This is a genomic window from Mycobacterium sp. NPDC050551, assembly GCF_040674075.1.
In the GTDB taxonomy this organism is placed as follows: Bacteria; Actinomycetota; Actinomycetes; order Mycobacteriales; family Mycobacteriaceae; genus Mycobacterium.
Genome location: NZ_JBFARC010000005.1, coordinates 1 through 26153, shown reverse-complemented (window position 1 = coordinate 26153; position 26153 = coordinate 1). Strand labels below are relative to the sequence as shown.

The 26153-nt window shown below is 67.2% G+C and carries 32 protein-coding genes; 16 read left to right on the top strand and 16 right to left on the bottom strand.

The genetic code is table 11. The features are described from left to right. Positions 1 to 18: 18 nt before the first annotated feature. Genes AB0K11_RS19985 through AB0K11_RS19970 form a run of 4 tightly spaced genes read right to left on the bottom strand, consistent with a single transcriptional unit; the run spans position 19 to position 4132 of the window. The gene (locus tag AB0K11_RS19985; RefSeq protein ID WP_364980673.1) at positions 19 to 879 is read right to left on the bottom strand and encodes an ABC transporter permease; all 861 of its coding nucleotides are present in this window, start codon (positions 877 to 879) and stop codon (positions 19 to 21) included. Beyond that, positions 876 to 1751 carry an ABC transporter permease gene (locus AB0K11_RS19980; RefSeq protein ID WP_364980665.1) on the bottom strand — a complete coding sequence of 292 codons (876 nt, stop codon included), beginning with the start codon at positions 1749 to 1751 and terminating at the stop codon, positions 876 to 878. The genes AB0K11_RS19985 and AB0K11_RS19980 overlap by 4 nt, the downstream gene beginning before the upstream one ends. Before the next feature lie 3 nt (positions 1752 to 1754). Beyond that, positions 1755 to 2957, bottom strand: coding sequence for a spermidine/putrescine ABC transporter substrate-binding protein (locus tag AB0K11_RS19975; RefSeq protein ID WP_364980663.1), 1203 nt, complete (start codon positions 2955 to 2957; stop codon positions 1755 to 1757). 53 nt (positions 2958 to 3010) lie between these two features. After that, on the bottom strand, positions 3011 to 4132 hold the full coding sequence (locus AB0K11_RS19970; protein WP_364981807.1) for an ABC transporter ATP-binding protein: 1122 nt from the start codon (positions 4130 to 4132) through the stop codon (positions 3011 to 3013). A 293-nt stretch (positions 4133 to 4425) separates the two neighbouring features. Here AB0K11_RS19970 and AB0K11_RS19965 point away from each other — a divergent pair, with 293 nt between their 5' ends. Continuing rightward, positions 4426 to 4854 (top strand): SRPBCC family protein, encoded by a 429-nt coding sequence (locus AB0K11_RS19965; RefSeq protein WP_364980661.1) that lies wholly within the window; start codon positions 4426 to 4428, stop codon positions 4852 to 4854. Here the strand turns inward: AB0K11_RS19965 and AB0K11_RS19960 are convergent. Continuing rightward, positions 4851 to 6323 carry an MFS transporter gene (locus tag AB0K11_RS19960; RefSeq protein ID WP_364980658.1) on the bottom strand — a complete coding sequence of 491 codons (1473 nt, stop codon included), beginning with the start codon at positions 6321 to 6323 and terminating at the stop codon, positions 4851 to 4853. The two genes, AB0K11_RS19965 and AB0K11_RS19960, sit on opposite strands and share 4 nt — an antisense overlap. Before the next feature lie 120 nt (positions 6324 to 6443). Here AB0K11_RS19960 and AB0K11_RS19955 point away from each other — a divergent pair, with 120 nt between their 5' ends. The 3 genes from AB0K11_RS19955 to AB0K11_RS19945 all read left to right on the top strand — a co-directional run bounded on the left by AB0K11_RS19955 (position 6444) and on the right by AB0K11_RS19945 (position 8966). Beyond that, positions 6444 to 7850 carry a cytosine permease gene (locus tag AB0K11_RS19955; RefSeq protein WP_364980655.1) on the top strand — a complete coding sequence of 469 codons (1407 nt, stop codon included), beginning with the start codon at positions 6444 to 6446 and terminating at the stop codon, positions 7848 to 7850. A gap of 67 nt (positions 7851 to 7917) precedes the next feature. After that, entirely contained in the window at positions 7918 to 8394 is a 477-nt protein-coding gene (locus AB0K11_RS19950) for a TspO/MBR family protein (RefSeq protein ID WP_364980652.1), read from the top strand. After that, positions 8379 to 8966, top strand: coding sequence for a phosphate-starvation-inducible PsiE family protein (locus AB0K11_RS19945; protein ID WP_364980649.1), 588 nt, complete (start codon positions 8379 to 8381; stop codon positions 8964 to 8966). Before AB0K11_RS19950 ends, AB0K11_RS19945 begins: the two co-directional genes overlap by 16 nt. A 24-nt stretch (positions 8967 to 8990) precedes the next feature. Here the strand turns inward: AB0K11_RS19945 and AB0K11_RS19940 are convergent, their stop codons facing one another. Further along, positions 8991 to 10043, bottom strand: coding sequence for a tartrate dehydrogenase (locus tag AB0K11_RS19940; protein ID WP_364980646.1), 1053 nt, complete (start codon positions 10041 to 10043; stop codon positions 8991 to 8993). Further along, a complete protein-coding gene (locus tag AB0K11_RS19935) occupies positions 10040 to 11644 on the bottom strand; it encodes a DASS family sodium-coupled anion symporter (protein WP_364980643.1) in 1605 nt (534 codons plus the stop codon). Before AB0K11_RS19935 ends, AB0K11_RS19940 begins: the two co-directional genes overlap by 4 nt. A gap of 98 nt (positions 11645 to 11742) precedes the next feature. Here AB0K11_RS19935 and AB0K11_RS19930 point away from each other — a divergent pair, with 98 nt between their 5' ends. After that, positions 11743 to 12450, top strand: coding sequence for a TIGR02206 family membrane protein (locus AB0K11_RS19930; RefSeq protein ID WP_364980639.1), 708 nt, complete (start codon positions 11743 to 11745; stop codon positions 12448 to 12450). On the opposite strand, the gene AB0K11_RS19925 is transcribed toward AB0K11_RS19930, so the two are convergent. Next, the gene (locus AB0K11_RS19925) at positions 12429 to 12875 is read right to left on the bottom strand and encodes a MerR family transcriptional regulator (protein ID WP_364980636.1); all 447 of its coding nucleotides are present in this window, start codon (positions 12873 to 12875) and stop codon (positions 12429 to 12431) included. The two genes, AB0K11_RS19930 and AB0K11_RS19925, sit on opposite strands and share 22 nt — an antisense overlap. Before the next feature lie 76 nt (positions 12876 to 12951). On the opposite strand from AB0K11_RS19925, the gene AB0K11_RS19920 reads away from it, so the two are divergent. Further along, the gene (locus tag AB0K11_RS19920; protein WP_364980633.1) at positions 12952 to 13563 is read left to right on the top strand and encodes a methyltransferase domain-containing protein; all 612 of its coding nucleotides are present in this window, start codon (positions 12952 to 12954) and stop codon (positions 13561 to 13563) included. Positions 13564 to 13570: 7 nt separating this feature from the next. On the opposite strand, the gene AB0K11_RS19915 is transcribed toward AB0K11_RS19920, so the two are convergent. Then, positions 13571 to 13951: a hypothetical protein gene (locus AB0K11_RS19915; protein ID WP_364980630.1), complete on the bottom strand. Its 381-nt coding sequence runs from the start codon at positions 13949 to 13951 to the stop codon at positions 13571 to 13573. Between the two features lie 132 nt (positions 13952 to 14083). On the opposite strand from AB0K11_RS19915, the gene AB0K11_RS19910 reads away from it, so the two are divergent. The 4 genes from AB0K11_RS19910 to AB0K11_RS19895 all read left to right on the top strand — a co-directional run bounded on the left by AB0K11_RS19910 (position 14084) and on the right by AB0K11_RS19895 (position 16921). Beyond that, a complete protein-coding gene (locus tag AB0K11_RS19910) occupies positions 14084 to 15295 on the top strand; it encodes a histidine kinase (RefSeq protein WP_364980627.1) in 1212 nt (403 codons plus the stop codon). Beyond that, positions 15292 to 15954, top strand: a complete 663-nt coding sequence (locus AB0K11_RS19905; RefSeq protein ID WP_364980624.1) for a response regulator transcription factor — start codon at positions 15292 to 15294, stop codon at positions 15952 to 15954. The genes AB0K11_RS19910 and AB0K11_RS19905 overlap by 4 nt, the downstream gene beginning before the upstream one ends. 79 nt (positions 15955 to 16033) lie before the next feature. Beyond that, positions 16034 to 16462: a DUF4383 domain-containing protein gene (locus tag AB0K11_RS19900; protein WP_364980621.1), complete on the top strand. Its 429-nt coding sequence runs from the start codon at positions 16034 to 16036 to the stop codon at positions 16460 to 16462. A 132-nt stretch (positions 16463 to 16594) separates the two neighbouring features. After that, positions 16595 to 16921 (top strand): hypothetical protein, encoded by a 327-nt coding sequence (locus AB0K11_RS19895; protein WP_364980618.1) that lies wholly within the window; start codon positions 16595 to 16597, stop codon positions 16919 to 16921. A gap of 866 nt (positions 16922 to 17787) precedes the next feature. On the opposite strand, the gene AB0K11_RS19890 is transcribed toward AB0K11_RS19895, so the two are convergent. Then, a complete protein-coding gene (locus AB0K11_RS19890; protein WP_364980615.1) occupies positions 17788 to 18045 on the bottom strand; it encodes a DUF3297 family protein in 258 nt (85 codons plus the stop codon). A 39-nt stretch (positions 18046 to 18084) separates the two neighbouring features. Further along, on the bottom strand, positions 18085 to 18246 hold the full coding sequence (locus AB0K11_RS19885; protein WP_364981912.1) for a hypothetical protein: 162 nt from the start codon (positions 18244 to 18246) through the stop codon (positions 18085 to 18087). Here AB0K11_RS19885 and AB0K11_RS19880 point away from each other — a divergent pair. Then, positions 18172 to 18723: a YaeQ family protein gene (locus AB0K11_RS19880; protein ID WP_364980612.1), complete on the top strand. Its 552-nt coding sequence runs from the start codon at positions 18172 to 18174 to the stop codon at positions 18721 to 18723. The genes AB0K11_RS19885 and AB0K11_RS19880 overlap by 75 nt on opposite strands. 59 nt (positions 18724 to 18782) lie before the next feature. On the opposite strand, the gene AB0K11_RS19875 is transcribed toward AB0K11_RS19880, so the two are convergent. Next, positions 18783 to 19178, bottom strand: coding sequence for a tautomerase family protein (locus AB0K11_RS19875; RefSeq protein ID WP_364980609.1), 396 nt, complete (start codon positions 19176 to 19178; stop codon positions 18783 to 18785). Positions 19179 to 19345: 167 nt separating this feature from the next. On the opposite strand from AB0K11_RS19875, the gene AB0K11_RS19870 reads away from it, so the two are divergent. The 4 genes from AB0K11_RS19870 (at position 19346) to AB0K11_RS19855 (ending at position 23147) form a co-directional block, all read left to right on the top strand. Next, positions 19346 to 19492 (top strand): hypothetical protein, encoded by a 147-nt coding sequence (locus AB0K11_RS19870; RefSeq protein ID WP_364980606.1) that lies wholly within the window; start codon positions 19346 to 19348, stop codon positions 19490 to 19492. Positions 19493 to 19503: 11 nt separating this feature from the next. After that, positions 19504 to 21180 carry a GMC family oxidoreductase N-terminal domain-containing protein gene (locus AB0K11_RS19865; RefSeq protein WP_364980603.1) on the top strand — a complete coding sequence of 559 codons (1677 nt, stop codon included), beginning with the start codon at positions 19504 to 19506 and terminating at the stop codon, positions 21178 to 21180. A gap of 88 nt (positions 21181 to 21268) precedes the next feature. Continuing rightward, the gene (locus AB0K11_RS19860; RefSeq protein ID WP_364980600.1) at positions 21269 to 22078 is read left to right on the top strand and encodes an LLM class F420-dependent oxidoreductase; all 810 of its coding nucleotides are present in this window, start codon (positions 21269 to 21271) and stop codon (positions 22076 to 22078) included. Positions 22079 to 22124: 46 nt separating this feature from the next. Beyond that, positions 22125 to 23147: a zinc-dependent alcohol dehydrogenase family protein gene (locus AB0K11_RS19855; protein ID WP_364980597.1), complete on the top strand. Its 1023-nt coding sequence runs from the start codon at positions 22125 to 22127 to the stop codon at positions 23145 to 23147. Positions 23148 to 23189: 42 nt separating this feature from the next. On the opposite strand, the gene AB0K11_RS19850 is transcribed toward AB0K11_RS19855, so the two are convergent. Beyond that, complete coding sequence (locus tag AB0K11_RS19850) at positions 23190 to 24005, bottom strand: alpha/beta hydrolase (RefSeq protein WP_364980594.1); 816 nt, start codon at positions 24003 to 24005, stop codon at positions 23190 to 23192. A 127-nt stretch (positions 24006 to 24132) separates the two neighbouring features. Next, positions 24133 to 24591: a RidA family protein gene (locus AB0K11_RS19845; RefSeq protein ID WP_364980591.1), complete on the bottom strand. Its 459-nt coding sequence runs from the start codon at positions 24589 to 24591 to the stop codon at positions 24133 to 24135. A 63-nt stretch (positions 24592 to 24654) separates the two neighbouring features. Between AB0K11_RS19845 and AB0K11_RS19840 the strand changes: the two genes are divergently transcribed. Continuing rightward, positions 24655 to 25122: a MarR family transcriptional regulator gene (locus AB0K11_RS19840; protein WP_364980587.1), complete on the top strand. Its 468-nt coding sequence runs from the start codon at positions 24655 to 24657 to the stop codon at positions 25120 to 25122. Between the two features lie 57 nt (positions 25123 to 25179). Here AB0K11_RS19840 and AB0K11_RS19835 read toward each other — a convergent pair whose 3' ends face one another. Together AB0K11_RS19835 and AB0K11_RS19830 are read right to left on the bottom strand one after the other, a co-directional pair. Beyond that, a complete protein-coding gene (locus AB0K11_RS19835; protein ID WP_364980584.1) occupies positions 25180 to 25473 on the bottom strand; it encodes a hypothetical protein in 294 nt (97 codons plus the stop codon). A gap of 137 nt (positions 25474 to 25610) precedes the next feature. Next, the coding region (locus tag AB0K11_RS19830) for a hypothetical protein (protein ID WP_364980581.1) at positions 25611 to 26153 on the bottom strand (543 nt) is incomplete at its 5' end.

The window sequence follows — 26153 nt, the reverse complement described above, 5'->3', positions numbered from 1 at the left end:
AAACCAGGACGACCCGCCTCAGCCGTCGATCCGCTTGCGCCGGTAGAGCGTTCCCACCGCGAGCAGGATCAGGCTGACCACCAGGATCGCGGTGGCCAGCACGTTGATCTGCGGTGGCACCGCCGCCTTCACGGCTGCGTTCACATACAGCGGGTAGGTGACCGACGAGCCACTCACGAAGTAGGTGATGATGAAGTCGTCGAGAGACAGCGCGAACGACAGCATCGCCGCGGCGATGATTCCCGGAACGATCAGCGGCAGGGTCACCTTGAAGAACGTCCTGGCCGGACCCGCGCCCAGATCCATCGACGCGTCTTCCAGCGTCCAGTCGAACCCGCGCATCCTGGCCCGCACCGTCATCGCGATGAAGCTGACCTCGAACGCGATGTGCGCCAACAGGATCGTGACGTAGCCCGTCGCCCAGCCCAGGTCGAGGAACAGCACCAGCAGCGACGCACCCATCACCACCTCGGGCGCCGTCAACGGCAGGATCAGGAACGTGTCGACCGCCCGCTGACCGCGAAACCGCTGGCGCACCAGTGCGATCGCCACCAGCGTGCCCAGCACCAGCGCGACCGCCGTCGACACCGCGGCCACATTGAGGCTGAGCTTCATCGCCTCGGTGAGCGCCGGATACTTGAAGGGATCGCGCCAGTTGTCGAGCGTGAACCCCTGCCAGCTGTAGTTGAACTTGCCCTTCGGGTCGTTGAAGGAGAACAGCACGATCACGAAGATCGGGATGAACAGGTAGACCAGCACCAGACCGGCCACGATCCGCAGTGCCCAGTCACCCCACTTCGGGGTGCCCTTGATGGTCTTCCCCGGTTGCCCGGCCTTCCGGGCCGCTGCGGCCACGGCGGCGCCCGCCTGCGTCGTCATACCAGGTCCTCCGTGCCCAGCGCGCGGGTGTAGAGCAGGACGCCGGCCAGGATGATCGACATCAGCACCAGGCTCAGCGCCGCGGCGGCCGGATAGTCCTTGACCACCAGGAACTGTTGCTGGATCACGTTGCCGATCATCGTGGTCTGGGTGCTGCCGAGGTACTCGGCGTTGATGAAATCGCCTGCGGCGGGGATGAACACGAGCAGGCTGCCGGCCAGCACACCCGGCAGGGCGAGCGGCAGGATCACCTTGGTGAAGCTGCGGGTGTTCGACGAGTACAGGTCCTTGGACGCCTCCACCAGCCGCGGATCGATCTTCTCCAGGCTGACGTAGAGCGGCAGGATCATGAAGATGATCCAGTTGTAGATCAGCCCGCCGATCACCGCCCAGCTGGTGGACAGCAGCCGGCCGTCGCTCGGCAGCAGCCCGACGGTGCCCAGTGCGGAGACCACCCAGCCGTCGTCGGCCAGGATCGTCTTCCAGGCGATGGTCCGGATCAGGAACGTGACGAAGAACGGCAGGATCACCAGACCCAGGATCAGGTTCTTGAACCGGCCCGCCTTGAAGGCGATCACGTACGCCAGCGGGAACGCCAGCAGCAGGCACACCACCGTCGCGGTCAGCGCGTAACCGAAGGACCGCAGGATCTGGTCGTGATAGCGACTGAACGCGTCGGCGTAGTTGCCGAAGTTCCAGGAGAACGTCAGCGTCGGCAGGAACACCGACCCGCCCGACGACGACAGCGACGTGCGCGCCAGCGAGACCAGCGGCACGACGAAGAAGATCGCCAGGTACGCCAGCGCGGGCAGGATCATCAGATACGGCGCGATCCAGCTGCGCCGTCTACTGCTGGTGGCGGTGCCTGCCATCGGTCAGGCGCCGGTGACCGCGGCGTAGGCGGCGTTGAACTCCTGGGTCTGTTCATCGGTCAGCGCCGGCCAGGTCTTCAGCTTGTCGCGGGTGGCCTGCGGCGGGTTGATCAACTCATTCTTCGCCAGCGCCGGATCGAGCTTGTCGAGTTCGGCGTCCATGTCCGAGAGCACCGGCACGTACTGGGTGAAGGCGATCAGCTTCGCGTAGTTCGCCCGGTCGTAGACGTAGTTGATCCACTCCTCGGCGGCGGTCTTGTTCTTCGTCGAGTTGGGGATGACCATGGTGTCGATGGAGGTCAGTCCGCCGGATTCGGGCACGATGAACTGCAGGTCGGGATTGTCCTTCTGCAGCTGCACGACGTCACCCGAATAGGCTTGCGCGATCACGAGATTGCCCGCCGCGAGGTCGTCGGAGTAGTCGTTGCCGGTGAACCGGCGGATCTGGCCGCGGTCCTTCTGCTCGCGGATGAGGTCCACCGCCTGCTGAACCGTCTGGGAAGTCGCGTTCTCCGGCGAGTTGCCCTGCGAGAGCATGATCATGCCCAACCCGTCCTGGGTGTCGGAGAACAGGCTCACCTTGCCCTTGAACGCGGGGTCCCACAGGTCGTCGACCTTCGTGATGTCGCGGCCCGTGGCTGCCCGGTTGTAGGCCAGGCCGACCATGTAGGACATGTACGGCGCGCTGAACTTGCGCCCCGAATCCGCAGGCGAATTCATCAGTTCGGGCAACAGGTTCTTCTTGTTGGTCCACCGGGACTCGCTGATCTCGTTGAGCCAGCCGAGCGAGTTGAGCCGCGCCGCCATGAACTGCGTCGGCACCACGAGGTCCGCACCGATGTCCTGGCCGCGCGACAGCGGCTCCTTGACCTTCGCGAACCACTCCTCGTTGTCGTTGTAGTCCTCTTTGTAGTCCACGGTCAGGCCGGTCGCCGTCTGGAAGGCGGCGATGAAGCCGTCGGCCATGTACAGCGGCCAATTCGAGATCCGCAGATTGCCGCTGGCCGGCGCCCCGTCGTCGGTGGCGGTCGCCGACGACGACCCGCCGCCGCTGTCTGACCCGCAGGCGGCCAGCACGGTGGGACCCAGCGCCAGGGCCGCCGCCGCCGCGGCGCCCCCGCCGATGAAGCGCCGGCGGGAGGTCCGGGCCGCGGTCAGCCGGGCGAGCAGTGTGGGGTCGATGTCGGCGGAGTTCTTGGAGCGCATGGCGGGTGTGCCTTTCGTGATGGGTGAGGGGAGCGGACCGGATGGCTCGACGATCAGGAATCGTCGAGCATCTCCTCGAGGTCCTCCGTGGTGGGGATGTCCGCGGCGGGCAGCACCAGCGACGCTTCCGGCGCCCAGTAGGCGAACACCTCGTCGCCCGGGCGCAGCAGCGGCAATTCCTGCTCGGGCCCGACGTGCGCGACGATGGCGGAGCCGTCGGCGGCGGCCAGCGAGAGCCGCACCACCGGCCCCTGAAAGGTCAGGTCGGCCACCTTCGCGCGGACGGCCGCGAACTGCGCGGCGGGCTGTTCCATCGCGACCCTGACCCGCTCGGGGCGGATCATCAGCGTCGCGTGGCCGCCTGCCTCGATGGTGGTCTCGCCGGCGCGGGCCCGCAGCGTGGCGCCCAGCACCTCCACGTCGACCAGGCCACCGTCGCTCCGGCCGGTCTGGCGTCCCGGCCAGAGATTCGCTTGGCCGATGAAGCTCGCGACGAACACGGTGGCGGGCCGCTCGTAGATCTCGTTCGGCGTGCCGATCTGCTCGACGTTGCCTGCGTTCATCACCGCGATGCGGTCGCTCATCGTCAGCGCCTCCTCCTGGTCGTGCGTCACGTAGATGAACGTGATGCCGACCTCGCGCTGGATCCGTTTGAGCTCGAACTGCATGATCTGGCGCAACTTGAGGTCGAGGGCGCCCAGCGGTTCGTCGAGCAGCAGCGCGCTGGGGTAGTTCACCAGTGCCCGCGCCAGCGCCACCCGCTGCTGCTGACCGCCGGAGAGCTGACCCGGCCTGCGCTTGGCGAAGTCGGTCAGGCGGACGATCTCGAGCAGCTCGTCGACGCGACGTTTGACCTCGGGCTTGTCCTTCTTCCTGCTGCGCGGTCCGTAGGCCACGTTGTCCCACACCGACATGTGCGGGAACAGGGCGTAGTGCTGGAAGACGGTGTTGACGTTGCGTTTGTGCGGCGGGACCCGGGACACGTCGGCGCCTTCTAGGCGGATGGCGCCCGATGTGGGTGTCTCGAACCCGGCGATCATGCGCAGCGTGGTGGTCTTGCCGCAGCCCGACGGCCCGAGCATGGAGAAGAACTCACCCGAACCGATCGAGAAGTCGGCGTCGGCCACCGCCACGTAATCGGCGAAGCGCTTCGTGACGTGGTCGATCTCGATCACAGGGCCCGTTGCGGCGGATCCGCCCGGGGTGCCGGTGATCTTGTCGACGGCGGTGGTGTGTGTGCCGGTCAGAACGCAGTCCTCCTCGATGCAGCCCCCCGCAGCCGTATAAACCATGGCCGATACTGGCGACCTTCGCAAGCGATTCCGCAACGAATTAACATTCCGACAATGGAATCCTTCGTCAGACCGTGTGACGCCGAGAGATTCCGCGCAAATGTCGGGCCGCGGGTCGCTGCGCTTCGGAACCCGAAACCGTTTACCTTCAGCGCGTGATCGGGTAGTGAGGTGGCATGGCATCGGTTGACGTTGCGGTTACCTCGGATCTGAGCCCGGAGAAGGCATGGGAGCTGGCGTCGAACCTGCGCCGCTTCGACGAGTGGCTGACGATCTTCGCCGGCTGGCGCAGCGACGTGCCCGACGAGATCGAGGTCGGCACCTGCGTGTCGTCCCTGATCAAGATCAAGGGTTTCCGCAACACCATCCACTGGCGGGTGACGCGGTACGACGAGCCCAAGGACATCGAGCTCGTCGGCACCGGCAGGCCTTCGGTCTGCATCGCGCTGTCGCTGCACGTCGAGGAGAAGGGCGACGGCACGAAGTTCCGGGTGATCGCCGACCTGTCCGGCGGCCTGTTGAACACCCGGGTCGGCAATCTCGTCGCGAAGGTGATCGAGTCCGACGTGCAGAAGTCGGTGTCGAACCTCGCCGCGTTGCGCTAACCCCACTCGTGGTTCATAGCCCGCGTCTCGTAGCGGGCTTCGTCGGACTCCACCCCGCGCTCACGGGAGCGCGACAGCGCGATGAGCACCATCGCCAGCGCGGCGGTCACCGCGCCCGCCCAGAAGATCGTCACGAAGCCGGCCTCCACCGGTAGCCCGGTGCCGGGCTGGGTGTGCGACAGCAGCACCGCGACCACCGCGGCCGCCGTCGAACTGCCGATGGTGCGGGCGATGGCGTTCATTCCGGTGGCCACCCCGGTCTCACCCGCGTCGACGTCGCCGACGATGAGCGCGGGCAGCGCGCCGTAGCCGAGACTGATGTAAGCGTTCGCCAGGATGCCTGCCACGATCACCTGCCAGGGACGGCCGTGGGCGACCGCCAGCATGACGAACCCGGCGATGCCGGCGAGCGCGGCCGCCACCAGCACCCGGCGGGCGCCGAACCGCTCGATGAACCGCCCGCTGACCAGTGCGACCGCGAAACCCGTCACCGCGCCCGGGAGCAGGTACACCACGCTCGCCTCGAGCACATCGGCCCCGAAGCCGTACCCCGCCGCGCTCGGAGTCTGCACGAACTGCGTCAGCCCGAGGAACGCGAAGTACAGCCCCATCCCGACGAACACCGTGGCGAGGTTGGTGAGCAGGATCGGCCTGCGGGTGAGCATCCGGGTCGACACCAGCGGCCGTGCAGCGCGCCGCTCCCACCACCACCAGGCGACCAGCACCAGGACACCCGTCACCGCCGTGCCGATCGTGCGCGGCGACGCCCACCCCCAGATGTTGCCCTGGGTGACGGCGAGCAGCAACGCCGAGAGGCCCGCGGCCAGTCCGGCCGCCCCGAGCCAGTCGACGGTCCCGGACGTCGACCGCGGGCGGGACGGCACCACCGCCAGCACCACGCCGATCACCACGACGGTGAAGGCAGTGGTCAGCCAGAACACCTTCTGGTAGCCGGCGCCGTCGGCCATCAACAGGCCGGTGACCACCAGGCCGGCCCCGCCACCGAATCCCAGCGTTCCCGACATCACCGTCATCGCGCCCACCAGTCGTTCGCGCGGCAGCTCCTCACGCAGCACCGCCACCCCGATCGGGTAGAGCGCGTACGACGCGCCCTGCAGGACGCGTCCGACGATCAGCATGGCGAGCGACGACGTGACCGCCGCCAGGACACTGCCGACGAGCACCACGGCCAGGACCGCGAGCAGGACGCGCTTCTTGCTGTACAGATCGGCGAGCCGGCCGATCAGCGGTGTCAGGGCGATGGCCGCGAGGAGGTTGGCGGTGACCGCCCAGCTGACGGCGACACCGGACACGGCGAGCTGGGTGGCGATGATGCCCAGCACCGGCACCACCGCGGTCTGCAGCACCGCGACGGTGAGCACCACGACGCTCAACCCGGCGACCAGCAGGCCGGGCCGCCGCACCGGCGGGAACGCAGGCGTCGACCGGTTCGCGTCGGTTCCGACCACACCCACTCCGATCGTTAGCTCGCCTTCGTTGTCCGTTCCGATGACGCTAGCCTCCGCGGTGACCGCGCACGGCGTCGAGGTGGCCGGGGCGGGAGCGACCGACCGTGGTCGAATGAACCCATGACTTCTGGCCCGACGTCGAATGCGCTGACCGCGGCGACCTTCACAGGTCACCGACCCTCGGGGGTGGGGGACATGTCCGTGGAGACCCACGGCATCGCGCCCATCCCCACCGACCAGCGGTACGGCAAGCCGGCCCGGTTGTTCACGGTGTGGTTCGCGCCCCAGGTCACGATGAGCGGGGTGTTCACCGGCACGCTGGCCATCGTGCTCGGCCTCGGCTTCTGGCTCGGCATGCTGGCGATGGTGATCGGCACCGTTCTGGGTTCGCTTGTGGTGGCCTACCTTTCGACGTGGGGACCGCGCACCGGGACCGGTCAGCTGCCACATTCCCGGATGGCGTTCGGCGGTGGGGTGGTGCTGCCGGGAGTGCTGCAGTGGGGTTCGTCGATCGCGTGGGACGCGTTGGTGGGACTGTTCGGCGGCGAAGCGCTCGCGGCGCTGCTCGGCATCCCGTTCTGGGCCGCGGTGCTGATCGTGCTGGGCGTGCAGGGCGTGGTGGGGTTCTTCGGCTACGAGCTGATCCACCGGCTGCAGGCCGTGCTGACCGTCGTCCTGTTCGCCACCTTCCTGGTGTTCGGCATCAAGGTCGTCAGCAGCCACGACGTGATCACCGCCGCCACCGTGGCGGGCCCCGACCTGGTGGGTGCGTTCGTCCTGGAGGTGACGATCGCGTTCAGCCTCGCCATCTCGTGGGCCAGCTACGCCGCCGACTTCAGCCGCTACCTGCCCGCGACCTCGCGGCGCGCCAAGGTCTTCGGATACACGTTCGCCGGAATAGTGTTGGCGTACATCTTCGTTCAGGCGATCGGCATCGCCGCCGCCGACCTGCTCGCCGACCAGACCGCAGAAGGTGTGCGGTCGGTGATGGGCGGCGGCGTGGTCGGCGGCCTGGCGCTGGTGGTCATCGCGCTGGCCTCGGTGGGGTCCGGGGTGATGAACGACTACAGCGGCTCGCTGGCCCTGCAGACGGTCGGCGTCCGGGTGCGCAGGCCCGTGTCGGCGGTCATCATCACGGCGCTGGCGTTCCTGCTCATCCTGTGGCTGCACGCCGCCGACACCGCGACGAGGTTCACCGACGTACTGCTTCTGGTGAGTTACTGGATCCCGGCGTTCGTCGCCGTCGTCGTCATCGACTGGCGGCTGCGCAGCGCCGGCCGCGACACCGTGGATCCCGCTGCCGAGCACACCGACCCGCGGGATGCGGCGGTGGCGCTGGCCGCGTTCGTGATCGCCTACCTCGCCGCGATGCCGTTCATGCACACCACGCTCATCGAGGGCTTTGTGGCCCGCGCGTGGCACGGGGCCGACATCGCCTACTTCGTCAACTTCGCGGTGGCGGCGGTCCTCTACGGCGGCTACCGGATGGCCACGCGGCGCCGCGTGCGCGGTCCCGAGGTCGTCTGACTCTGCGAGCGGCGGAGATTCGCGAAGCCGCGATTCGGGTATCGCTCATCCGACGAAAGGGGTCCCCATGCGGGCAGCCACCCTGGCCAAGACGGCCGGAGCAGTCTTCGCCACCGCGGCAGTGGGCGGTCTGGCGAGTCGGCCGGCCGCGTCGGCGTGGTATGCGAAGCTGAAGAAGCCGAGCTTTCAGCCGCCGCGCCAAGCCTTTCCGATCGTCTGGCCCATTCTCTACGCCGACATCGCGGCGGTGTCCGCAGCGACCCTCGACGAGCTCGACGACACCGCGCCCGAGAAGGCGCGCGCCTACCGCGTCGCGCTGGCGGCGAATCTCGTCCTCAACGGCGGCTGGACGTGGCTGTTCTTCAACCAGCACCGGCTCGGGACGTCAGCGGTGGCCGCGGCGGCGCTGACGGCGAGCAGCGCCGACCTGACCCGGCGTGCGATCGAGGCGCGCGGACCCGGCGCGGCGGTGCTGGCGCCCTACCCGCTGTGGTGTGCCTTCGCCACTGCGTTGTCCAGCACCATCTGGTGGCTGAACCGCTGATGGCGAAGCCGACGCGAGAAGTCAAAGACGCCAAGGACGCCAAGAACGAGGAGAAGGAAGACGATCGGCAGCGGTTCGCCGACCGTGCCCTCGGCGTCATGGAAGACGCCATCTACTGGGCGATCGCCGTCGTTCTGGTGATCGGGTCGGGCGCCCTGCTGGTCGCCCAGTTCAACACCATGCTGCGACTGCGCAACTCGGCTGCCTCGACGGTCATGCTCGAGGTGCTCGACGGGCTGCTGCTGATCTTCATCTTCGTCGAACTGCTCTACGCGGTGCGGTCGTGTCTGCGGTCCCACGAGATCGTCGCCGAACCCTTTCTGATCGTCGGCATCCTCGCCGGCATCAAGGAGATCGTCGTGCTGTCCGTGGAGGCGGCGAAACTACTCGACCAGGGCCCGGTTTTCGCCCGCGCCGTCGTCGAGATCGGGGTGCTTGCAGGCGTGGTGCTGGCCCTCGCGGTGGCCGCGTTCGTGCTGCGGGAGCGGCGGCGTGACACCGAGGACGCCGGGAAGCAGGTCGCCGAGGAGGAAGCCGAAGAAGAGGACGACGCGGAGTCCGCGTCCGATTAGGCTGCCGTCGCGCCGTTCCGGGCCTCAGCGCAGAGCGTCCACGAGTGCCTCGGTCACCTCGCGGGTGGAGGCGGTGCCGCCGAGGTCGCCGGTGCGGGTGTGCGATTCGGCCAGGGTCGCGGTCATCGCGGTGACGATGTCCGCGGCGGCCGCCGGGTGACCGAGGTGGTCGAGCATCATCGCGGCCGACCAGACCGCGCCGATGGGGTTGGCCACTCCCTGCCCGGCGATGTCGGGCGCCGACCCGTGTACCGGTTCGAACATCGACGGGTACTGCTTGGTCGGATCGAGATTCGCCGACGGCGCGATACCGATCGACCCGGCCACCGCGGCAGCAAGGTCGGACAGGATGTCTCCGAACAGGTTCGACCCCACCACCACGTCGAAGCGTTGCGGGTGCAGGACGAATTTCGCCGCCAGCGCGTCGATGTGCTCGCTGACGACTTCGATGTCGGGATGGCGGGCGCTGCGTTCGGCGACGACCTCGTCCCAGAAGGGCAGCGTGTGCACGATGCCGTTCGACTTCGTCGCCGAGGTGACGTGTTTGCGCCGGGTTGCGGCGAGTTCCAGTGCGTAATCGGCGATCCGGCTGATACCGACCCGAGTGAACACCGACTCCTGGACCGCCATCTCGTCGGGGAAGCCACGGTTCATCCGCCCGCCGATCTCGCTGTACTCGCCCTCGACGTTCTCGCGGACCACGACGAAGTCCACCCCGTCGGCGTCGCGCAGCGGACTCCGCACGCCGTCGAACACCCGGATCGGCCGCAGGTTCACGTACTGACGGAAGGCCCGCCGGATGGGGATGAGCAGGCCCCACAGCGAGATGTGGTCGGGGACGCCCGGCCAGCCGACGGCGCCGAGCAGGATGGCGTCGAATCCGCCCAAGGTGTCGATCCCGTCGGCGGGCATCATCGCGCCCTCGTTGGCGTAGCGTTCGCACGACCAGTCGAAATCGGTGTAGGACAGCGAAATCGAGTGCTTGCCGCACACCGCGTCGAGCACCGCGCGCGCCGACTCGATCACCTCACCGCCGATCCCGTCACCCGGGATCACCGCGATCTTCTGGGCGGTCACGACCCGAGTCCCAGCATTGCGACCAACAGCGGCAGGAACACGATGATGAGGATCGCGCCTGCGACGTCGAAGGTGATACCGGAGCGGATCATCGTCGTGATCGGCACCGCCCCGGACCCGTAGACGATCGCATTCTGCGGTGTGGACACCGGGAGCATGAAGCCGAATGACGCGGCAAACGTGGCTGCCAGGGCCGGGACGAACGGGTTCACCCCCGCGGCCACCGCCACCGGGATGATGATCGGCACCACGACGGCGGCCGATGCGGTGTTGCTCGTCGTCTCCGACACCACGATCGCCAGCAGCACAGCGAAGATCGTGATCGGCAGGATGCTGGACAACCCGAGGGAGTCGGCCACCGAGGTGCCGATCGTCTCGGCCAAGCCGGTGTCGGCGAGCAGCGACCCGAAGATGATGCCCGTGCCGAACAGCACGATGGTGCCCCAGTCGATCTGCGCGGCGTCACTCCACCGCAGCGTGAATTCCCGTTCCCGCCAGTCGGTGGGCAGCAGGAACAGCAGCGCCGCGCCGAACACCGCTACGGTGCCCTCGTCGAGCCGGTCGCTGACCGCGGTGTAGATGTCGGAGTCGTTGCCGAAGATGAGCGCGATCACGCCGGGGAAGATCCACAGCGAGACCGTGATGCCGAAGGCGATGAGGGTGTTCTTCTCCGCCCGGGACAGCTTGCCCATCTCCGCACGCTGTTCGTCGACGTACTCGGTGACACCCTCGATGTGCTTGATCTCCGGCTTGTTCAGCTTGATCAGCACGAACGCGAGCACCACGAACATCAGCAGGCAGATCGGCGCTGCCATCACCATCCACTGGCCGAAGCTGATCCGCTCACCGGTGGCCTCCTCGATGAGTCCGCGGCCGATCAGGTTGGGCGGGCTGCCCACCGGCGTCAGCAGACCGCCGACACTCGCCGCGTACGCGAGCATGAGCATGATGGCGGCGCCGACCTTCAGCCGCAGCGGGTCGAAGTCGTCCGGGACCTTGCCCTGGACCTGCAGCAGCTTCGCCACGACGCCGAGGATGCCGATCGCCGTGGGCAGCAACATGGCGACGGTGGCGGTGTTGGAGACGAATGCCGACAGCAGCGCGGTGATCGCGCCGAACGCGATGATGACCCCGGTGGTGGACTGCCCGACGCGGGGCAGTGCCAGGATGCGGAACGCGAACCGCCGGGCGAGACCATGTTTGAGCATCGCCTGGGCGAGGATGAAGGCGCCGATGAAGGTGAACACCGTCGAGGATCCGAAGGGGCCCAGCACGTCGTCGGCCGGTGCCACACCCATGAAGACCACCACTGCGACGCCGAGCAGGCCGCCGATGGGGATGGGCACCGCCTCGCTCACCCAGAGCACGATCACGCCGAGCAGCACGCCGGCCAAGGTCTGTTGTTGCGGCGGGATGTCGATGGGCAGTGCGAGGAAGGCGATCGCGACGGCCGGTGCGAGGAAGAGACCGACGGTGCGGCGGCCCTTCTCGAACCGCTCCTCACCTGGCGAGAGGCGCTGTTCACCCAGGCTGCGATACGTGGCGCCGCCCATCAGCGCCTTGTCGACGTCTGTCCTGTTGGCCCGTTCCCCGGCGGTCATGGCGCTCTCCTGACGGCAGCTGGAAGACGTGTGGCTCGCGTCACACCGAGAAGTGGGTGCCCAAACCGGTCCCGGACTAACCGCGCTAACGTGCCCATGTGCCGAGCGCATACCGCGAGTTCACCGCGTACGGGGCGTCGCACTGGGCGGCGATCGCGCTGTTCGTCGCAGGCGCAGTGGCGCTGGTGTGGCTCGGCCGCCGTCAGACGCCGGCGCAGTCCCGGCGGTTCGGCCGCATCGTCGGAGCAACGACGGCGGCGATCTACGCTGTGGCGGTTGTCTATTCGATGTTCCCGCCCAGTCTCGACCGGTCGGTTCCCCTTCACCTCACCGATCTCGCCACCGTGGTGTCGGCGTATGCGTGGTGGTCGCAGCGACATTGGGCGTATGCGCTGGTCTACTACTGGGGTCTGGTGCTGAGCATGCAGGCGCTGATCTCGCCGGCCCTGCGCGGGCCCGACTTCCCGCACTACCAGTACCTGGGGTTCTGGTTCATCCACCTGGTCGTCGTGTGGGGAGCCGTCTATCTCACCTGGGGCCGCGGCCTTCGCCCGAATTGGCGCAGCTATCGCATCGCCGTGGTGGTGACGTCGGCGTGGGTGGTGATCACGTTCGCGTTCAACGAGCTGACGGGCAGCAATTACGGCTTCCTGAACGGCAAGCCGAGCACCGACAGCCTGCTCGACGTCCTCGGCCCGTGGCCGCTCTATGTCGTCGTGGGCCTGGCCGCCGTGTTCCTGGTGTGGGCGTTGATGACGTGGCCGTGGACGCGGACCGCACGCGGTCACGCCTCTCCGGCGGGGTGAGCACCCATCTGCTCGGCGGCCAGCTGCTCCACGCTGAGGCCGTCGACCAGGCGGTCGAGCGTGCCGACCATCGTCGGGCACTCCCGCGCGGGATGGTCGGCCGGACAGTGCAGCGCATGGGTGAGGAACACCTGGGCGCCCTTCGCCTGGGCGATGACGCGGTCGAGGGTGTCGATCTGATCGCGGACGGTCTGGCGCCACTGCGAACTCGGTGCGTCCAGCACCGCGGCGGCGGTGTCCAGTGGCAGTCCCAGTCCGTGGGCGAGTTTGAGGAACGCCAACCGCCGCATCTCTTCGGGCCCGTACATGCGGCGTCCGCCCCTGCGCGCGTGCGGCGACACCAGTCCGCGCTCGTCGTAGTAGCGCAGTGCGGACGTCCGCATTCCGAGCCGCACGGCCGCGTCACCGATCGGAATCAGTTCCATCCCCGCATTTGACTTCAACCCGGCTTGAACCGGCAAGGTTTTTCGAAGACCGCCGCCGGAGTCGAAGGAGTCAGCGATGGCCGAGATCACCGCCGTCAACCATCACGCAGACCATCCGGGCTTCGCCGGCCCGGGCGGGCTGTTGTTCGCGATCGTCCTGCTGCTGGTCGGGCGCCCCAACGCCCGCCTCGCCGTCGAGCTCGCCGAGGTGTCGGGCGCAGATCGCGTGATCGACATCGGTTGCGGCGCAGGGGTTGCTGTGCGCGCCGCCGCTCGCCGTGGAGCCCGCGCGACGGGTGTCGACCCGGCGCCGGTGATGCTGCGCGTGGCCCGGCTCGTCACCCGGGGCGGTCGAACGGTCGACTGGGCGCAGGGGAGTGCCGAGCGGGTCCCGGCGCCGGATGCCTCGGCGACGGTGCTGTGGTCCTTGGCTACGGTGCACCACTGGAAGGACGTCCATGCCGGGCTCGCCGAGGCGCACCGCGTCCTCGAACCGGGAGGCCGGTTGCTGGCCATCGAGCGCCGGACCGAGCGCGACGCCACCGGGCTGGCCAGTCACGGTTGGACCGGTGAGCAGGCGAAGTCCTTCGCCTCACAGTGCCGGGCCGCAGGATTCGCCGACGTCGGGCTCACGCAGCACGGGCAGGGGCGACGCGGTGTGTGGGCGGTGCGCGGCGTCCGGCGGTGAGGCGCGGTCAGGCGACGGTCCGGCGGTTCGCCTCCGGGCTCGAGTGGATGGCGATGATCCGCTGCTCGCCGCGTTGCAGGCCGCGCATCCGGACCGAGCGCCTGGCCGCGGCGTCGAGCAGTGCACGCAGGCCGGGGTGGCCCGCCGCCAGTTCGGCGTGGGCCTGCTCGGCCGGGATGTCGTCATGCACGGCTTGGTCGAGCCGGGCGGCCAGCATGGTCATCCAGCGGTGCCGAAGCGACAGCAGCAGCCCTTCCTCGTCGCCGAAGAGGCGTCGCACATCGGCGGCCCGCTCATCCAGGTCGAGTGCGCCTTCCGGGTCGGAAGTGGCTTGTTCGATGAGATCAGCCATGAAGGCCATGCGTTCGTGCAACTGTGACCATGTCATGGCTCGACGCTACGAACTGGTACGGGCGTACGCGTCGTGCTGCGGGTCGATTGCCGTTGCGACCGTGGTAGGACGACAGATGCCGACCACGGGATGATGTACGCCCGCGGTCGACAGTTCTACGATGGCACGATGCCGCGTCAGGCAGAGCGCTACTACCTGCGGAGATGCCTCCGCCGCGGGGCCGAGATGATTCCGCTCGGTTACACGTGGCGGTTCGTGATGGCCGTCGACGCCACGATGCTGGGCGTCGGCCTCGTCGCGGCGCTGCAGCGCCCGCTGTCCGATCTGCCGATCGCCGTCGTCGCGCTCCTGGTGTCGCTCACGCCGTGGTTGTTTTTCTTCACGTTCGGCCCCAAGTACGAGGGATTCGCGCTGTGCGTGGCATGGACGGCGGCCACCGGAATACTCCTGTTCGCCACTTCGGGCCCGGTCGCCGACGACTTCGCGCCGCTGCTGCTGGGTCTGATGGTGGGCGTGGTGGGCGCATTGACCGCGATGACGGGCGGATTCCTTGCGGCGTCGGCAGCGGCGGTCCTGCTGCTGGTGGCGTCCGCGGTCGGTCGCGTCGACTCGCTGCCGCTCTACCTGAGTTTCATCGGGATCGGTTGGCTGGTGGGGTATCTGATGAACGGTCAGAGCCAGCTGCTGATCCAGCAGCAGCAGGCACAGGCCCGACTCGGCGAGATGGCCGCCGGTGAGGAACGCCGCCGCATCGCCCGCGAGGTGCACGACGTGATCGCCCATTCGCTTTCCATCACCCTGCTGCACGTCACCGGCGCACGCCGCGGACTCCAGGAGGACCGTGACGTCGACGATGCCGTCGAGGCGCTCGAGCAGGCCGAGCAGCTCGGACGCCAGGCGATGGCCGACATCCGCCGCACCGTCGGGTTGCTCGACGCTGCCACGGTGAAGATGGCGCCTGAGCCCGGTGTCGCCGACATCTGCGGGCTGGTCGACGATTTCGCCCGCGCCGGCGTGCAGGTGGACCTCGTCGTCGACGGTCCGCTGGACCGGGTGACCGCCGCCGTCGGCCTGGCGCTGTACCGGATCACCCAGGAGTCGCTGGCGAACGTCGCCAAACATGCCGTGGACGCCCGGTGTCACGTCGCGCTCACCATCACCGCCCATCACGCGGTGCTGACCGTCACCAACGACATCCCCGTCACCGTCGGCGTCGGTTGCCCGGGGGAGGGCCGCGGCATGCAGGGCATGCGCCAGCGCGTCGAACTGCTGGGTGGACAGATCGACGCCGGACCGTCCGGAGGTGAATGGTCGGTGCGTGCCGACATCCCGCTGGCCGACGGGAACACCGGCCGACTGCCGAGACACTGTCCGCTGTGAGCCACGAGACGGCCGAGATCGCCGCGCTACTGGTCGACGACCAGGAATTGGTGCGTTCGGGCTTGCGGCGCATCCTTCGTCGCAAGGACGGCATCGTGGTCGTCGCCGAATGCTCGGACGGCGACGAAGTCCTCGAAGCGGTCGAGCAGCACAGGCCCGATGTCGTGGTGATGGATCTACGGATGAAGCGGGTCGACGGAATCGAGGCCACCCGGTTGCTCGCCCGCGGAGGCGGACCGCCGGTGCTCGCGCTGACGACGTTCAACGACGACGACCTGCTGTCCGGCGTGTTGCGGGCCGGCGCAGCGGGTTTCGTCCTGAAGGACTCGTCGGCCGAGGAGCTGATCCACGCCGTGCGCGCCGTTGCCCGGGGCGACAGCTACCTCGATCCCGCGGTGACCTCGCGGGTGCTCAACGTGTATCGCGGTGCGGCACAGTCGTCGCCCGAACCTGTCGCCGCAGAGCTGACGTCCCGAGAACTGGATGTCCTGACGTTGATCGCCCGAGGTCGGTCGAACGGTGAGATCGCCGACGAGCTGTTCATCTCCGGTGTGACGGTGAAGAGTCACATCGGCCGCATCTTCCTGAAACTCGGTCTGCGGGACCGGGCGGCGGCGATCGTCTACGCCTACGACCACGGGATCGTCTCACCCAACTGACGCGTGTGATCTCGCCAGAACCATTGGCATCGACTACTACGAAGCGTAGTATTCGACGCGAGGGTCAGGGAGGCGCGCCATGCGGTGGAGTTTCGCTCAGGTCGGATTGCTGGTCATCTGTGTCGTGCACCTGATTCAGGCGGTCGTCGGATTCATTGCCGAACCCAGCTTCGCGACCGGACCGGACGCGCCGACCGTGCAGATTCTGGGGATGGACTACAACGGCTGGCACGCGCTCGCCGGCGTTGCGCTGTTCGGACCCGGACTGGTGTTCGCGATGCGCAAATCGTGGTCGGTGCTGTACCTGCTCGCCGCGGCGGTGGCCGGTGCGCTGCCCGGAATCTGGGCGTTCTTCTCCCAGCAGGTCGCCTACGTCTTCACCTTCCCGAACAACGTCACCGACGCGGTGGTGCATCTGGTGACCGCCGCGGTGATGATCACGGTGGCGGCGGTGCAGATCGTCCTCGACGGCGGCATCAAGAATTCATTCGCCGACCTGCGGGGCTGAGCAGTCGTCGCGGGTAGTCCACGGGGCACGAGTCTCCGAAGTCGAGTGGCGTAGTACTCGCAGCCGCGAACCCGATCGGCGCAACGATCGAGTCCTGGGTGACAACACCCGGAAGCGAGGAAGGGAAGCGCCATGAACCAGATTTCGATCGCCTGCACCGCAGCCATCGGCGCCGTGGCCATTCTTGCGGGCTCGACCGTGGCGCACGCCAATCCGGCGACACCCATGCCGGTCATCGAGTCGTCTGCACAGCAACTGTGCGACGCCATCAACGCCGATCCCACCGAAGACGGAGTCTTCGCCGGGATGGCCGGCCTGGACGACGGACGGCTCGACGATATGGACGGGGCGCTGGTGTTGATGACTGCCGTTCAACACGTCTGCCCGCAGCACGAGGAGCTGATGATGAGCGTCATCGATCCGATGGCGGCGGAGGAACTCTGCGGCAAGCCGGCATGATTGCCGCACTTGGCATTTCGTCACAGTGACGATTGCAGGTCGCTGGGGCTGGGTGGGGGGCGACGCGAGGCCGGCCGCCTGCAGCGCACATTGTCGTCGCGTATGGCGACGGCATCAGGCTTCGCGGGCCTTGGGCGTCACGGGCAATGGCGGCGCAGCGCGAGCATGAGCGGCAGGGCGGCACACGCAATTTTGTAGCCACATGAACCTGCTGCGTGCGTCAACATGTGTTGACGGGTGCGCATGCGCACACAGCCTGGGACAGCCCAGCCCCGCAGCTCAGCGTTTTGCCGATAAGCCACATTATGTCAGTTCGTGCGCCGGGCCGTCCGAGGTCTTCCACACCCCCACCCTCACGGCAACGAGTTCAATCTGGTCAGTGGCCGGCTAACACGGAATGGGCATGCCGGTGAACAAGTCCCGGCCGCACTCGACGCGGACCGAGCCCGCCGGTGGGTTCGGCCCGTCCCAGAGATTGCTGTGTTCGAGGCGGAAAGTGCCGTCCAAAGATCGATATGGCACATTGCCCGTCCCTGGCGCGACGCGGTACCACGTGTGGCACACATTCATGTCCCAGGCGCCGGGGCTGATACCCGGTCCCGGCGGAGAAGCCAACGACGTGCCCGGGCACCATGTGTGTGCGCCCGGCGGGTCGGCCGCAGCGGTGCCCGTGGCCAGGCTCAGGCCGGCCGCCGCGAGACTGACCGACGTCAGCGCCCCGGCCAGTATCCGTTTGGTCTGCATGTCGATATCCCTTCGCTTGTTGCGCAACGTCGATTCGCGTCGTCCCGGCGAGTACACCCGGGAAGTACGTCTACCGATCCCAAGAAGACGGGACCGTCGCGCCGCGTGAGCACGCAGGCCGGCTATTCCGCTCCGCGGAAATAAGGTTTAACCGTGCCACTGAGCTTGACGACCATGGGATTTCCGCGGCGGTCCTTCGCGGTAGGGACTTCCACACGCACCCAACCCTCGGCCACGTTGTATTCGTGAACATTGGTCTTCTCGGCGCCGTTGAACCGAATACCGACATCGCGGCGAAGCACCTCTTCGCTGTAGAAGGCGCTGCGCGGATCGATGGAGAGGTGATTCGGTGGAACGTCTGTGTTGTGATCCTCGGACATGATGGCCTTCGTCGAATGCTCGGACTGTTCACAAGGAATCTACGCGACCGTGCCGTAGCGGAATGCCCGTAGCCACTGGAAGCGGCCTGACCGCTCGGGGAACACCACCAGGGTGGACACTATGACGTGGCTCTTTCTGCAACAGTGTTCAAAGTCGAACTCGGCGTCTCCGATGTCGATCACGGTTACTACGCCGATCACACGCTGACCGTAGCCCGTCATCCCAGTGAGACCGATGAGCGGATGGTGGTGCGGTTGTTGGCGTTCGGGCTGCGCGCACACCGTCTCAGCGACGTCGACGGTGAGTTGGCGTTCGGGGCGGGCCTGTCCACCCCCGGCGTACCGGACTTACGGCTTGCGGACTACACGGGCCGGATCCTGGAGTGGATCAACGTTGGCCAGCCCGATGAACGCGTCTTGGGCAAGGCGGCCAGCCAGGCTGACCAGGTGCTGCTGTTCCCGTTCGCCGCCGGCGTGGCCACCTGGTGGCGCACCGTGGGACCGAAAGTGGCGAAGCTGTCGAACCTGTCGGTGTTGCAGATACCGCACGGGCCGGTGCAGCAACTGGCCCAGAGCCTCGATCGACGGGTCTCGGCGCAGGTGATGGTGATGGAAGATGAGGTGACGATGACCGTGGGCGGTGTCGACGTCACCTTCACGCCCGAGCCGTTTCAGTGAACTGCTGAGCCCGAGGTGCCAGTCGATGGCCTGGCCGGCCCTTCCGCCGTGCGATCGAGCTACACGTTGATGTCGAAACCCAAGTCGACGTCGCAGGCGGCCTGGCCGCCGCGAACGCCCCAGTTCTCGACAGCGCTCTCCCGCACGACGATGGTCACGTGATCGGGTGGTATTCCCAGGGCGCCCAGGCGGTCCACGATCTCTCGATACAAGTTCCGCTTGGCCTGCACCGAGCGTCCAGCGAAACAGTCGATCGCCACGAATGTGTACAGCTCCGGATGAGCCAAACTCGGTGAATGCGCGAACCGGTGTGGCTCATGACTGACCAGCCGGACGTGCTTGTCTCCGGGCGGAATCTCGAACGCCGCCACCAACGCATCGTGAACCGCATCGATGATCGCGACCTCTTCATCGGCGGGATATGGCCGCCGAACCTCGATCGTCGTGCTGGGCATCGCAGCATCCTCACACAATGACCCGTTGACGATCACCCGATTTTTGGGCGGGCCGCCCACGCGAATGCGTTGTCTCGTCTCGAGAGAACGAGACAAGCGGCCCAACGCCGCTCCCCCTGTCACGGATATCGGCCCGAACGGTTTGGGCGTTAGAGGACACTGGCTGTATGTCCACTGCGCTCTGGATCCTCATTGCAGTCCTTGCCGTCGGCACCGTCGCCGGTGGCTTGTTGCGGATACGGGCCTGGTTGCAGAAACCAGCCTCGCCCGAGGTGATTGAGGCCGCGCGCCGTCGCGAACAGGACAAAGACTGACCGCGCCGGAGTTGAGCCCCGTCGCCGAGTTCGACTTCGTCATCGTGGGGGCGGGCAGTGCGGGATGTCTGCTCGCCAACCGGCTCAGCGCCAACCCCGATCACCGTGTGCTCTTGATCGAGGCCGGCGGTGAGGACAACTGGTTCTGGATCAAGGTGCCGGTGGGCTACCTGTACACCATCGCCAACCCCCGCACCGACTGGTGCTTCGCGACCGAGGCCGACCCGGGACTGGCCGGCCGCAGCATCCACTACGCGCGGGGCCGGGTGATCGGCGGCAGCTCGTCGATCAACGCGATGATCCACATGCGCGGCCAGGCATCCGATTACGAGCTGTGGGCGCAGGCCACCAATGACGATCGCTGGCTGTGGGACGGCTCCGGCCAGACACTCTCGATCTACAAGGAGTTGGAAGACTACTTCGGCGGCGCCGACGAGTGGCACGGCGCCGGTGGTGAGATCGCTGTCGAACGGCCACGAGTGCGCTGGAAGATTCTGGACGCCTGGCAGGCCGCCGCTGCCGAACTCGGCATCGACCCGATCGAAGAGTTCAACCGCGGAAGCAACGACGGCAGTGCGTACTTCCACGTCAACCAACGGCGTGGCCGTCGCTGGTCGATGGCCGATTCGTTCCTGCATCCCGTCGCCCACCGCCCTAATCTCACCGTCTACACCCACACCCAGGCCCTGCACCTGCTGATGGACGACCAAGTCCACGAAGGTCAGCGGCGCGGCGCCTGGACGACAGCACAGCACCGCGCCACCGGTGTGCGGCTGCGCAAAGACGGCCAGATCATCGACGTCCGGGCCCGCCGGGAGGTGATCCTGAGCGCCGGAGCGATTGGGTCGCCGCAGCTCATGCAGGCCTCGGGTCTGGGTCCGGCCGGGCTGCTCACCCAACACCAGGTGCCGGTGGCCGTCGATCTCCCGGGAGTGGGTGAGAACCTCCAGGACCACCTGCAGCTGCGAACGGTCTACCGGGTGCGGGGCGCCCGGACCGTCAACACGCTCTACCGCAATTGGATCACCCGCGCGGGCATGGGAATTCAGTACCTGTTGCTGCGCTCAGGACCGCTGACCATGCCCCCCTCCACGCTGGGAGCTTTCGCCAAGAGCGATCCCACACTGGCCAGCCCTGACTTGGAGTGGCACGTGCAGCCCTTGTCCTTGGCCAAGTTCGGCGAGCCCCTGCATCCCTTCGGAGCGATCACCCCGTCGGTCTGCAATCTGCGCCCCACCTCGCGAGGCCATGTGCGCATAGCCGGCGCAGATCCCCTGACTTCGCCGCAGATCTCCTGCAACTACCTGTCGACTGACGCCGATCGTCGAATTGCCGTGCTCGGCCTCCGGATGACCCGGCAGATCATGGCGGCGCAACCCCTGACCCGCTACCGCCCAGAAGAAGTGCTTCCTGGCCCCCAACTGAAGAGCGACGAGGACCTGGAGCAAGCGGCCCGCGAGCTGGGGACGACCATCTTCCATCCGGTGGGCACCTGCGCGATGGGGGCGTTCGATCCGCGCGGGCGGCCGCGGTCGGCCGCGACGGTGCTCGACACCGATTGCCGCGTGTACCGCGTCGCCGGCCTTCGAGTGGTTGATGCATCGGCGATGCCCACCATCACATCGGGGAACACCAACGCGCCGGTCATGCTGATCGCAGAACGCGCAGCGCGGGCAATCTTGGAATGAGGGTAGGCGTCGACGCGCCGGTCAGGAATAAACCCGCACCCGCTGAACTTGGCTCAAGAGTCGCCTCTCCCCCGACTCAGGAGCATTCATGACCCGTCCCGTCCGCGTCGCCGTGCAGATCCAGCCGGGCGGCACCCCCGACTACCGCACATGGCGCGACGCCGTCCTGGCCGCCGACGACCTCGGCGCCGACGTGATCTTCGGCTACGACCACTTCCACTACCCGGCGATGAAGGGAATCGTCGACGGCAAGCCGGTCCTTTTCGACAAGCAACCCGACGTCGCCAACTTCGAGGGTTGGACCGCGCTCGCATCGTGGGGCGAGATCACCTCGCATGCCGAGATCGGGCTCCTCGTCACCGGCGTCGGCTACCGCAACGCCGATCTGCTCGCCGACATGGCGCGCACCGTCGACCACATCAGCGGCGGCCGGCTCATCCTCGGCCTCGGCGCGGGCTGGTACGAAAAGGATTACACGACTTACGGTTACGACTTCGGCACCTTCGGCTCCCGCTTCGACCTGTTCGACGAGAGCTTGATCCGCATCGAGAACCGGCTCGCGGCACTGATTCCGCCGCCGGTGCGCAAGCTACCGATCCTGATCGGCGGGACCGGGCCCAAGCGCTCGCTGCCCGCCGTTGCCCGGCACGCCGACATCTGGCACGCGTTCACCGACCTCGACGCTTTCCGCAAGTCCAGCGACCGCGTCGACGAGCTGGCAGCGACCTTCGGCCGCAACGGCGCCGACATCGAACGCTCGACGCTGTGGGTGAACGCCGACAGCGCCGATGCCTTCCGCGAGGCAGGAGTCACGTTGTTCCAGACCGAACTCACCGCCAAGGACGGTTACGACCTGACGTCTCTCAAAGAGGTGCTCACCTGGCGCGACAACGGCTAGGACGGAGCCAGGCCGCACGAGTGGCGCGTCGCGCACCCAGAACCAGATGAGGAACACTGTTGTGACCGATCCGATGAAAGCCGTTGTGCTCGAACGTTTCGGAGGCTCCGATGCTTTCGAGCTACGCGACGTCGACGTACCGCAGGTTGGACCCCGCCAGGTACGGGTGCGCGTTCATGCGACGGCCGTCAACCCGCTCGACTATCAGATCCGTCGCGGAGACTACGCGGACAGCGTGCCACTCCCTGCGATCATCGGACACGACATCTCCGGCGTGATCGAGGAGGTCGGATCCCACGTGACCGAGTTCCGCGCCGGCGATGCGGTGTACTACACGCCCCGGATCTTCGGCGGCCCCGGCTCCTACGCCGAGCAGCACGTCGCCGACGTCGAGCTCGTCGCCCGGAAGCCGGAGAACATCAGTCACCTGGAGGCGGCGAGCTTGACTCTCGTCGGCGGAACGGTCTGGGAGTCCCTGGTGACGCGAGCTCAGCTCACCCTCGGCGAGACGATCCTCATCCATGGCGGCGCGGGCGGTGTCGGCACCATCGCGGTCCAGATCGCGAAGGCCATCGGCGCGCGGGTGATCACCACCGCGAAGGCTGCCGACCATGAGTTCGTGCGCTCTCTCGGAGCGGATGCGGCGATCGACTTCACGTCGACGGACTACGTCGATGCGGTGGCCGACGTGACGCGAGGCAAGGGGGTCGACGTCGTCTTCGACACCATCGGTGGCGACGCGCTCACCAGAAGCCCGTTGACGCTCGCCGACTCCGGACGCGTCGTCAGCATCGTCGACATCGCGCAACCGCAGAACCTCATCGAGGCGTGGGGCCGAAACGCCGCTTACCACTTCGTCTTCACCCGACAGAATCAGGGAAAGCTGGACGCACTCACCGCGCTGGTCGAGCGTGGCCTCGTGAAGCCGGTCATCGGCGCGACTCTTCCGCTCGCCCGAATGGGTGAGGCCCATGAGCTCTTGGAGAACAGGCGGTCCTACGCACTCCGCGGCAAGGTCGCGATCGATGTTGTGGGCGACACCGTGGCGCTTCCGCAGCGCATCTCGTAGGCAGTCAGCTCCGCCCGTACCGCTACTGGAACGGTTCACAACTCACGGTCTCACCGCCACGGCGAACGCCTCAGGATCCTGATCGTGCGCCAGATGTCCCACGTTCGGGATCACCACCGTGTGGAGGTCCGATCGGTGGCGGGTGAACCGGTCATGAATGCGATGGAGCCACGCCGGGCTCTGATCACCGAGTACCCACGTCATAGGTATCGGTGCGGCGGCGACGGATCGGGCGGCGACATGCTCGACGGCGACACCGAACGGATGGGGATCGAACTCGACCAACACCGGTTCCACGTTGCGCCGCATCCCCTCTCGGACTCGGTCATCGGCGAGGTCGTAGGCGTTACCGCCGGACCGCAGCGCGTAGACAGATCGGAAGAACTCCTCGCCCGCCTCGATGCGGCGGCCGCGGAGCTGCTGCCATTTCACCCGGGTCGTGGCGGCGAGCACCGACCTGTCGCCGAGGCGCACGCTGTGGAACGGCGGTTCGATGACGCACAGACTGCGCATTCGCGACGGGTCTGCGGCCGCCAGCGCCATCGCCACGTTTCCGCCGGAACTCCAGCCCACGACATGAGCGGGGCGGTCGCACACCTGCTCCAGCAGCGCGGCCAGGTCATTGGTGTGGATGCGGTAATCGCGCACGGGCCGATGCGTCGAACGGCCGTACCCGCGGCGGTCGTAGGCGATCACCTGATGATCGGCGGCGAGCAGATCGAGGACCGGATGCCAGGTGGTGGCGTCCGCGCCGGTGCCGTGGACCAGGACCAGCGGCTCACCGCTGCCGCTCACGTCGTAGTGCAGTGCGCATCCCGGCACCTCGAGAATGGCCATGCCCAGCCCCCGTTCGTCCATGTCGGCAGACGCACGTCAACGGTCGCACGGCATCGGCGGCGACGCCGGCGGACGGGCCGAATCGCGCATCCGTCCTGGCGATCGCAAGCATCGGCCGCCGCCGAGGGCATCCGGGCGCGACGAGGTGTCACTCAGTCGATGCCCTTCTGCCTTCGAGGCCGAGGATGGCGGTCACGCGGATCTCGACGCGCATCTTGGGTGCCCCCAGCGCCGTGACACCGGTCTCGGTCCAGATCGGCGCGTGGCCGGGCATCCATTTGCGGAGCTGCTCGATCATGACGTCGTTGTGCTCGTCACCGATGGAGTCCGGTTGACTGGCAACGTGATACGAGTTCAGGTGGACCACGTCGCGCCAGGAGGCGCCGGCCGTGGCGAGGGTCCGCTCGACGTTCTCGAAGGCCCGCTCGATCTCGTCCTTGAGCGATTCCGGGAAGTTCAGGGCGTCGTCCCAGCCTCCCTGTCCGGAGATCTCGACCCTGTCCCCGATCCGCACCGCTTGGCTGTAATGCCGTTCTGTCCGCAGCATCTCGCCGTATCCCGGCGTCACGAAGAACTCGACCGCTGTACCTGATTTTACTTCATCCATGAACTGAACATACCGCGATTCACTTCACGTGTAAACTCATGCCGGCATCGACAGGAGGCACCGGTGGCGCGAACCGACGACCCGCAATGGCTCAGCCCGCAGGAGAAAGAGGTCTGGACCAGTCTGATCTCGGTGATCCTGCTGCTGCCTGGAAAACTCGAGTCGCCGCTGCGCGAGGTCGACCTCACGCTTTTCGAATACCTCACGTTGAGCCACATCTCGGAAGCCCCGAACCGCCGAATCCGCATGAGCGAGTTGGCGTATCTGGCCAACGGTTCCCTGTCCCGGCTGTCGAACGTCGTCAAGAGATTCGAGCAACGCGGCTGGGCCACCCGCTCCCCCGACCCCGACGACGGCCGCTACACCATCGCGGCGCTCACCGACGACGGCTACCGTCTCGTGGTCGATGCGGCGCCGGTCCATGTGCGCTCGGTACGCGAACTCGTTCTCGACCGCCTCACTGCCACCGACCAACAGGCGCTGATGCGAATCGCCGGCAAGCTGCGCGTCGTGGGCCCGGAGTCGGCGTAGCCGCATACGACGACGGCCCCCGGATTGCTCCGGGGGCCGTCGTCGGTGGTGTTGGTGTTACTTGACGGTGATGGTGACCGTCGGGCTGAACGTGGAGGTGTTCTTGTCGTTGGTGCGGATGGCGTCGGGGCGGATGCTGGCATTGGGGCTGACCGAGACGACGCGGGCTTCGTCGAGGGCGACGTCGTTGAGGCGGTTGACGTTGACGCGGTAGCCCTGCGAGCGGAGTTCTTCGATGGCTTGTTCGGCGTTGCCGGGGCCGGTGGGTGCGGCGGCGGCGGGGCCGGCGAGGCCGACGAAGGCGGCGGCGAAGGCGCTGGCGGCGAGGGTGGCGAATCCGAACTTGTTCATGGTCTTGCTTCTTTCTTGGGTGCTTCTCGTTGTCTTCTGACTGCTTAAACTCGCAGGTCAGGGGTTTAATTCCGCTGGCAGTAATTGATGGCCGGGTGGCAGGAAGTGCTCTATGTGTCAGGTCGGCAACGTCCGCGTCATCCCTGCCACCAGGACGTGTAGGCGCGCCCGTCGTTTCCGGTGATGAAGGCATCGAGGTTCCTGGCCGAGCGGGAGATCGCGGTCACCTTCCGTCCGGCGGGGAAGAACCCGCCGATGGAGCGCCAGCGGTCGCCCAGTCCGGACCAGTCGGCGCCCTGGTACCACCAGGAGGTGTAGACGCGGCCGTCGTTGCCGGTGATGAACAGGTCGATGCTGTTGGACGACTTCGCGACTGCGGTGACCGGTGCGCCCTTGGGGAAGACCCCGCCGATGTTGCGCCAGGTGTTGTTCAGTCCCGACCAGTCGGCGCCCTGGTACCACCAGGAGGTGTAGACCCGGCCGTCGTTGCCGACGACGAACAGGTCCAGGTTGCCCGCGCTGCGCGAGGTGACCGAGATCGGCGCACCCGCGGGGAAGAACCCGCCGATGGAGCGCCAGCGGTCGCCCAGTCCGGACCAGTCGGCGCCCTGGTACCACCAGGAGGTGTAGACGCGGCCGTCGTTACCGGTGATGAACAGGTCGATGCTGTTGGACGACTT

Bases quoted from the DNA above. Each gene is read 5' to 3' on its own strand.
- AB0K11_RS19985 (WP_364980673.1), bottom strand. From the start codon at position 879: ATGACGACGCAGGCGGGCGCCGCCGTGGCCGCAGCGGCCCGGAAGGCC.
- AB0K11_RS19980 (WP_364980665.1), bottom strand. From the start codon at position 1,751: ATGGCAGGCACCGCCACCAGCAGTAGACGGCGCAGCTGGATCGCGCCG.
- AB0K11_RS19975 (WP_364980663.1), bottom strand. From the start codon at position 2,957: ATGCGCTCCAAGAACTCCGCCGACATCGACCCCACACTGCTCGCCCGG.
- AB0K11_RS19965 (WP_364980661.1), top strand. From the start codon at position 4,426: ATGGCATCGGTTGACGTTGCGGTTACCTCGGATCTGAGCCCGGAGAAG.
- AB0K11_RS19955 (WP_364980655.1), top strand. From the start codon at position 6,444: ATGACTTCTGGCCCGACGTCGAATGCGCTGACCGCGGCGACCTTCACA.
- AB0K11_RS19950 (WP_364980652.1), top strand. From the start codon at position 7,918: ATGCGGGCAGCCACCCTGGCCAAGACGGCCGGAGCAGTCTTCGCCACC.
- AB0K11_RS19935 (WP_364980643.1), bottom strand. From the start codon at position 11,644: ATGACCGCCGGGGAACGGGCCAACAGGACAGACGTCGACAAGGCGCTG.
- AB0K11_RS19925 (WP_364980636.1), bottom strand. From the start codon at position 12,875: ATGGAACTGATTCCGATCGGTGACGCGGCCGTGCGGCTCGGAATGCGG.
- AB0K11_RS19920 (WP_364980633.1), top strand. From the start codon at position 12,952: ATGGCCGAGATCACCGCCGTCAACCATCACGCAGACCATCCGGGCTTC.
- AB0K11_RS19915 (WP_364980630.1), bottom strand. From the start codon at position 13,951: ATGACATGGTCACAGTTGCACGAACGCATGGCCTTCATGGCTGATCTC.
- AB0K11_RS19910 (WP_364980627.1), top strand. From the start codon at position 14,084: ATGCCGCGTCAGGCAGAGCGCTACTACCTGCGGAGATGCCTCCGCCGC.
- AB0K11_RS19900 (WP_364980621.1), top strand. From the start codon at position 16,034: ATGCGGTGGAGTTTCGCTCAGGTCGGATTGCTGGTCATCTGTGTCGTG.
- AB0K11_RS19895 (WP_364980618.1), top strand. From the start codon at position 16,595: ATGAACCAGATTTCGATCGCCTGCACCGCAGCCATCGGCGCCGTGGCC.
- AB0K11_RS19890 (WP_364980615.1), bottom strand. From the start codon at position 18,045: ATGTCCGAGGATCACAACACAGACGTTCCACCGAATCACCTCTCCATC.
- AB0K11_RS19875 (WP_364980609.1), bottom strand. From the start codon at position 19,178: ATGCCCAGCACGACGATCGAGGTTCGGCGGCCATATCCCGCCGATGAA.
- AB0K11_RS19870 (WP_364980606.1), top strand. From the start codon at position 19,346: ATGTCCACTGCGCTCTGGATCCTCATTGCAGTCCTTGCCGTCGGCACC.
- AB0K11_RS19860 (WP_364980600.1), top strand. From the start codon at position 21,269: ATGACCCGTCCCGTCCGCGTCGCCGTGCAGATCCAGCCGGGCGGCACC.
- AB0K11_RS19855 (WP_364980597.1), top strand. From the start codon at position 22,125: ATGAGGAACACTGTTGTGACCGATCCGATGAAAGCCGTTGTGCTCGAA.
- AB0K11_RS19850 (WP_364980594.1), bottom strand. From the start codon at position 24,005: ATGGACGAACGGGGGCTGGGCATGGCCATTCTCGAGGTGCCGGGATGC.
- AB0K11_RS19845 (WP_364980591.1), bottom strand. From the start codon at position 24,591: ATGGATGAAGTAAAATCAGGTACAGCGGTCGAGTTCTTCGTGACGCCG.
- AB0K11_RS19835 (WP_364980584.1), bottom strand. From the start codon at position 25,473: ATGAACAAGTTCGGATTCGCCACCCTCGCCGCCAGCGCCTTCGCCGCC.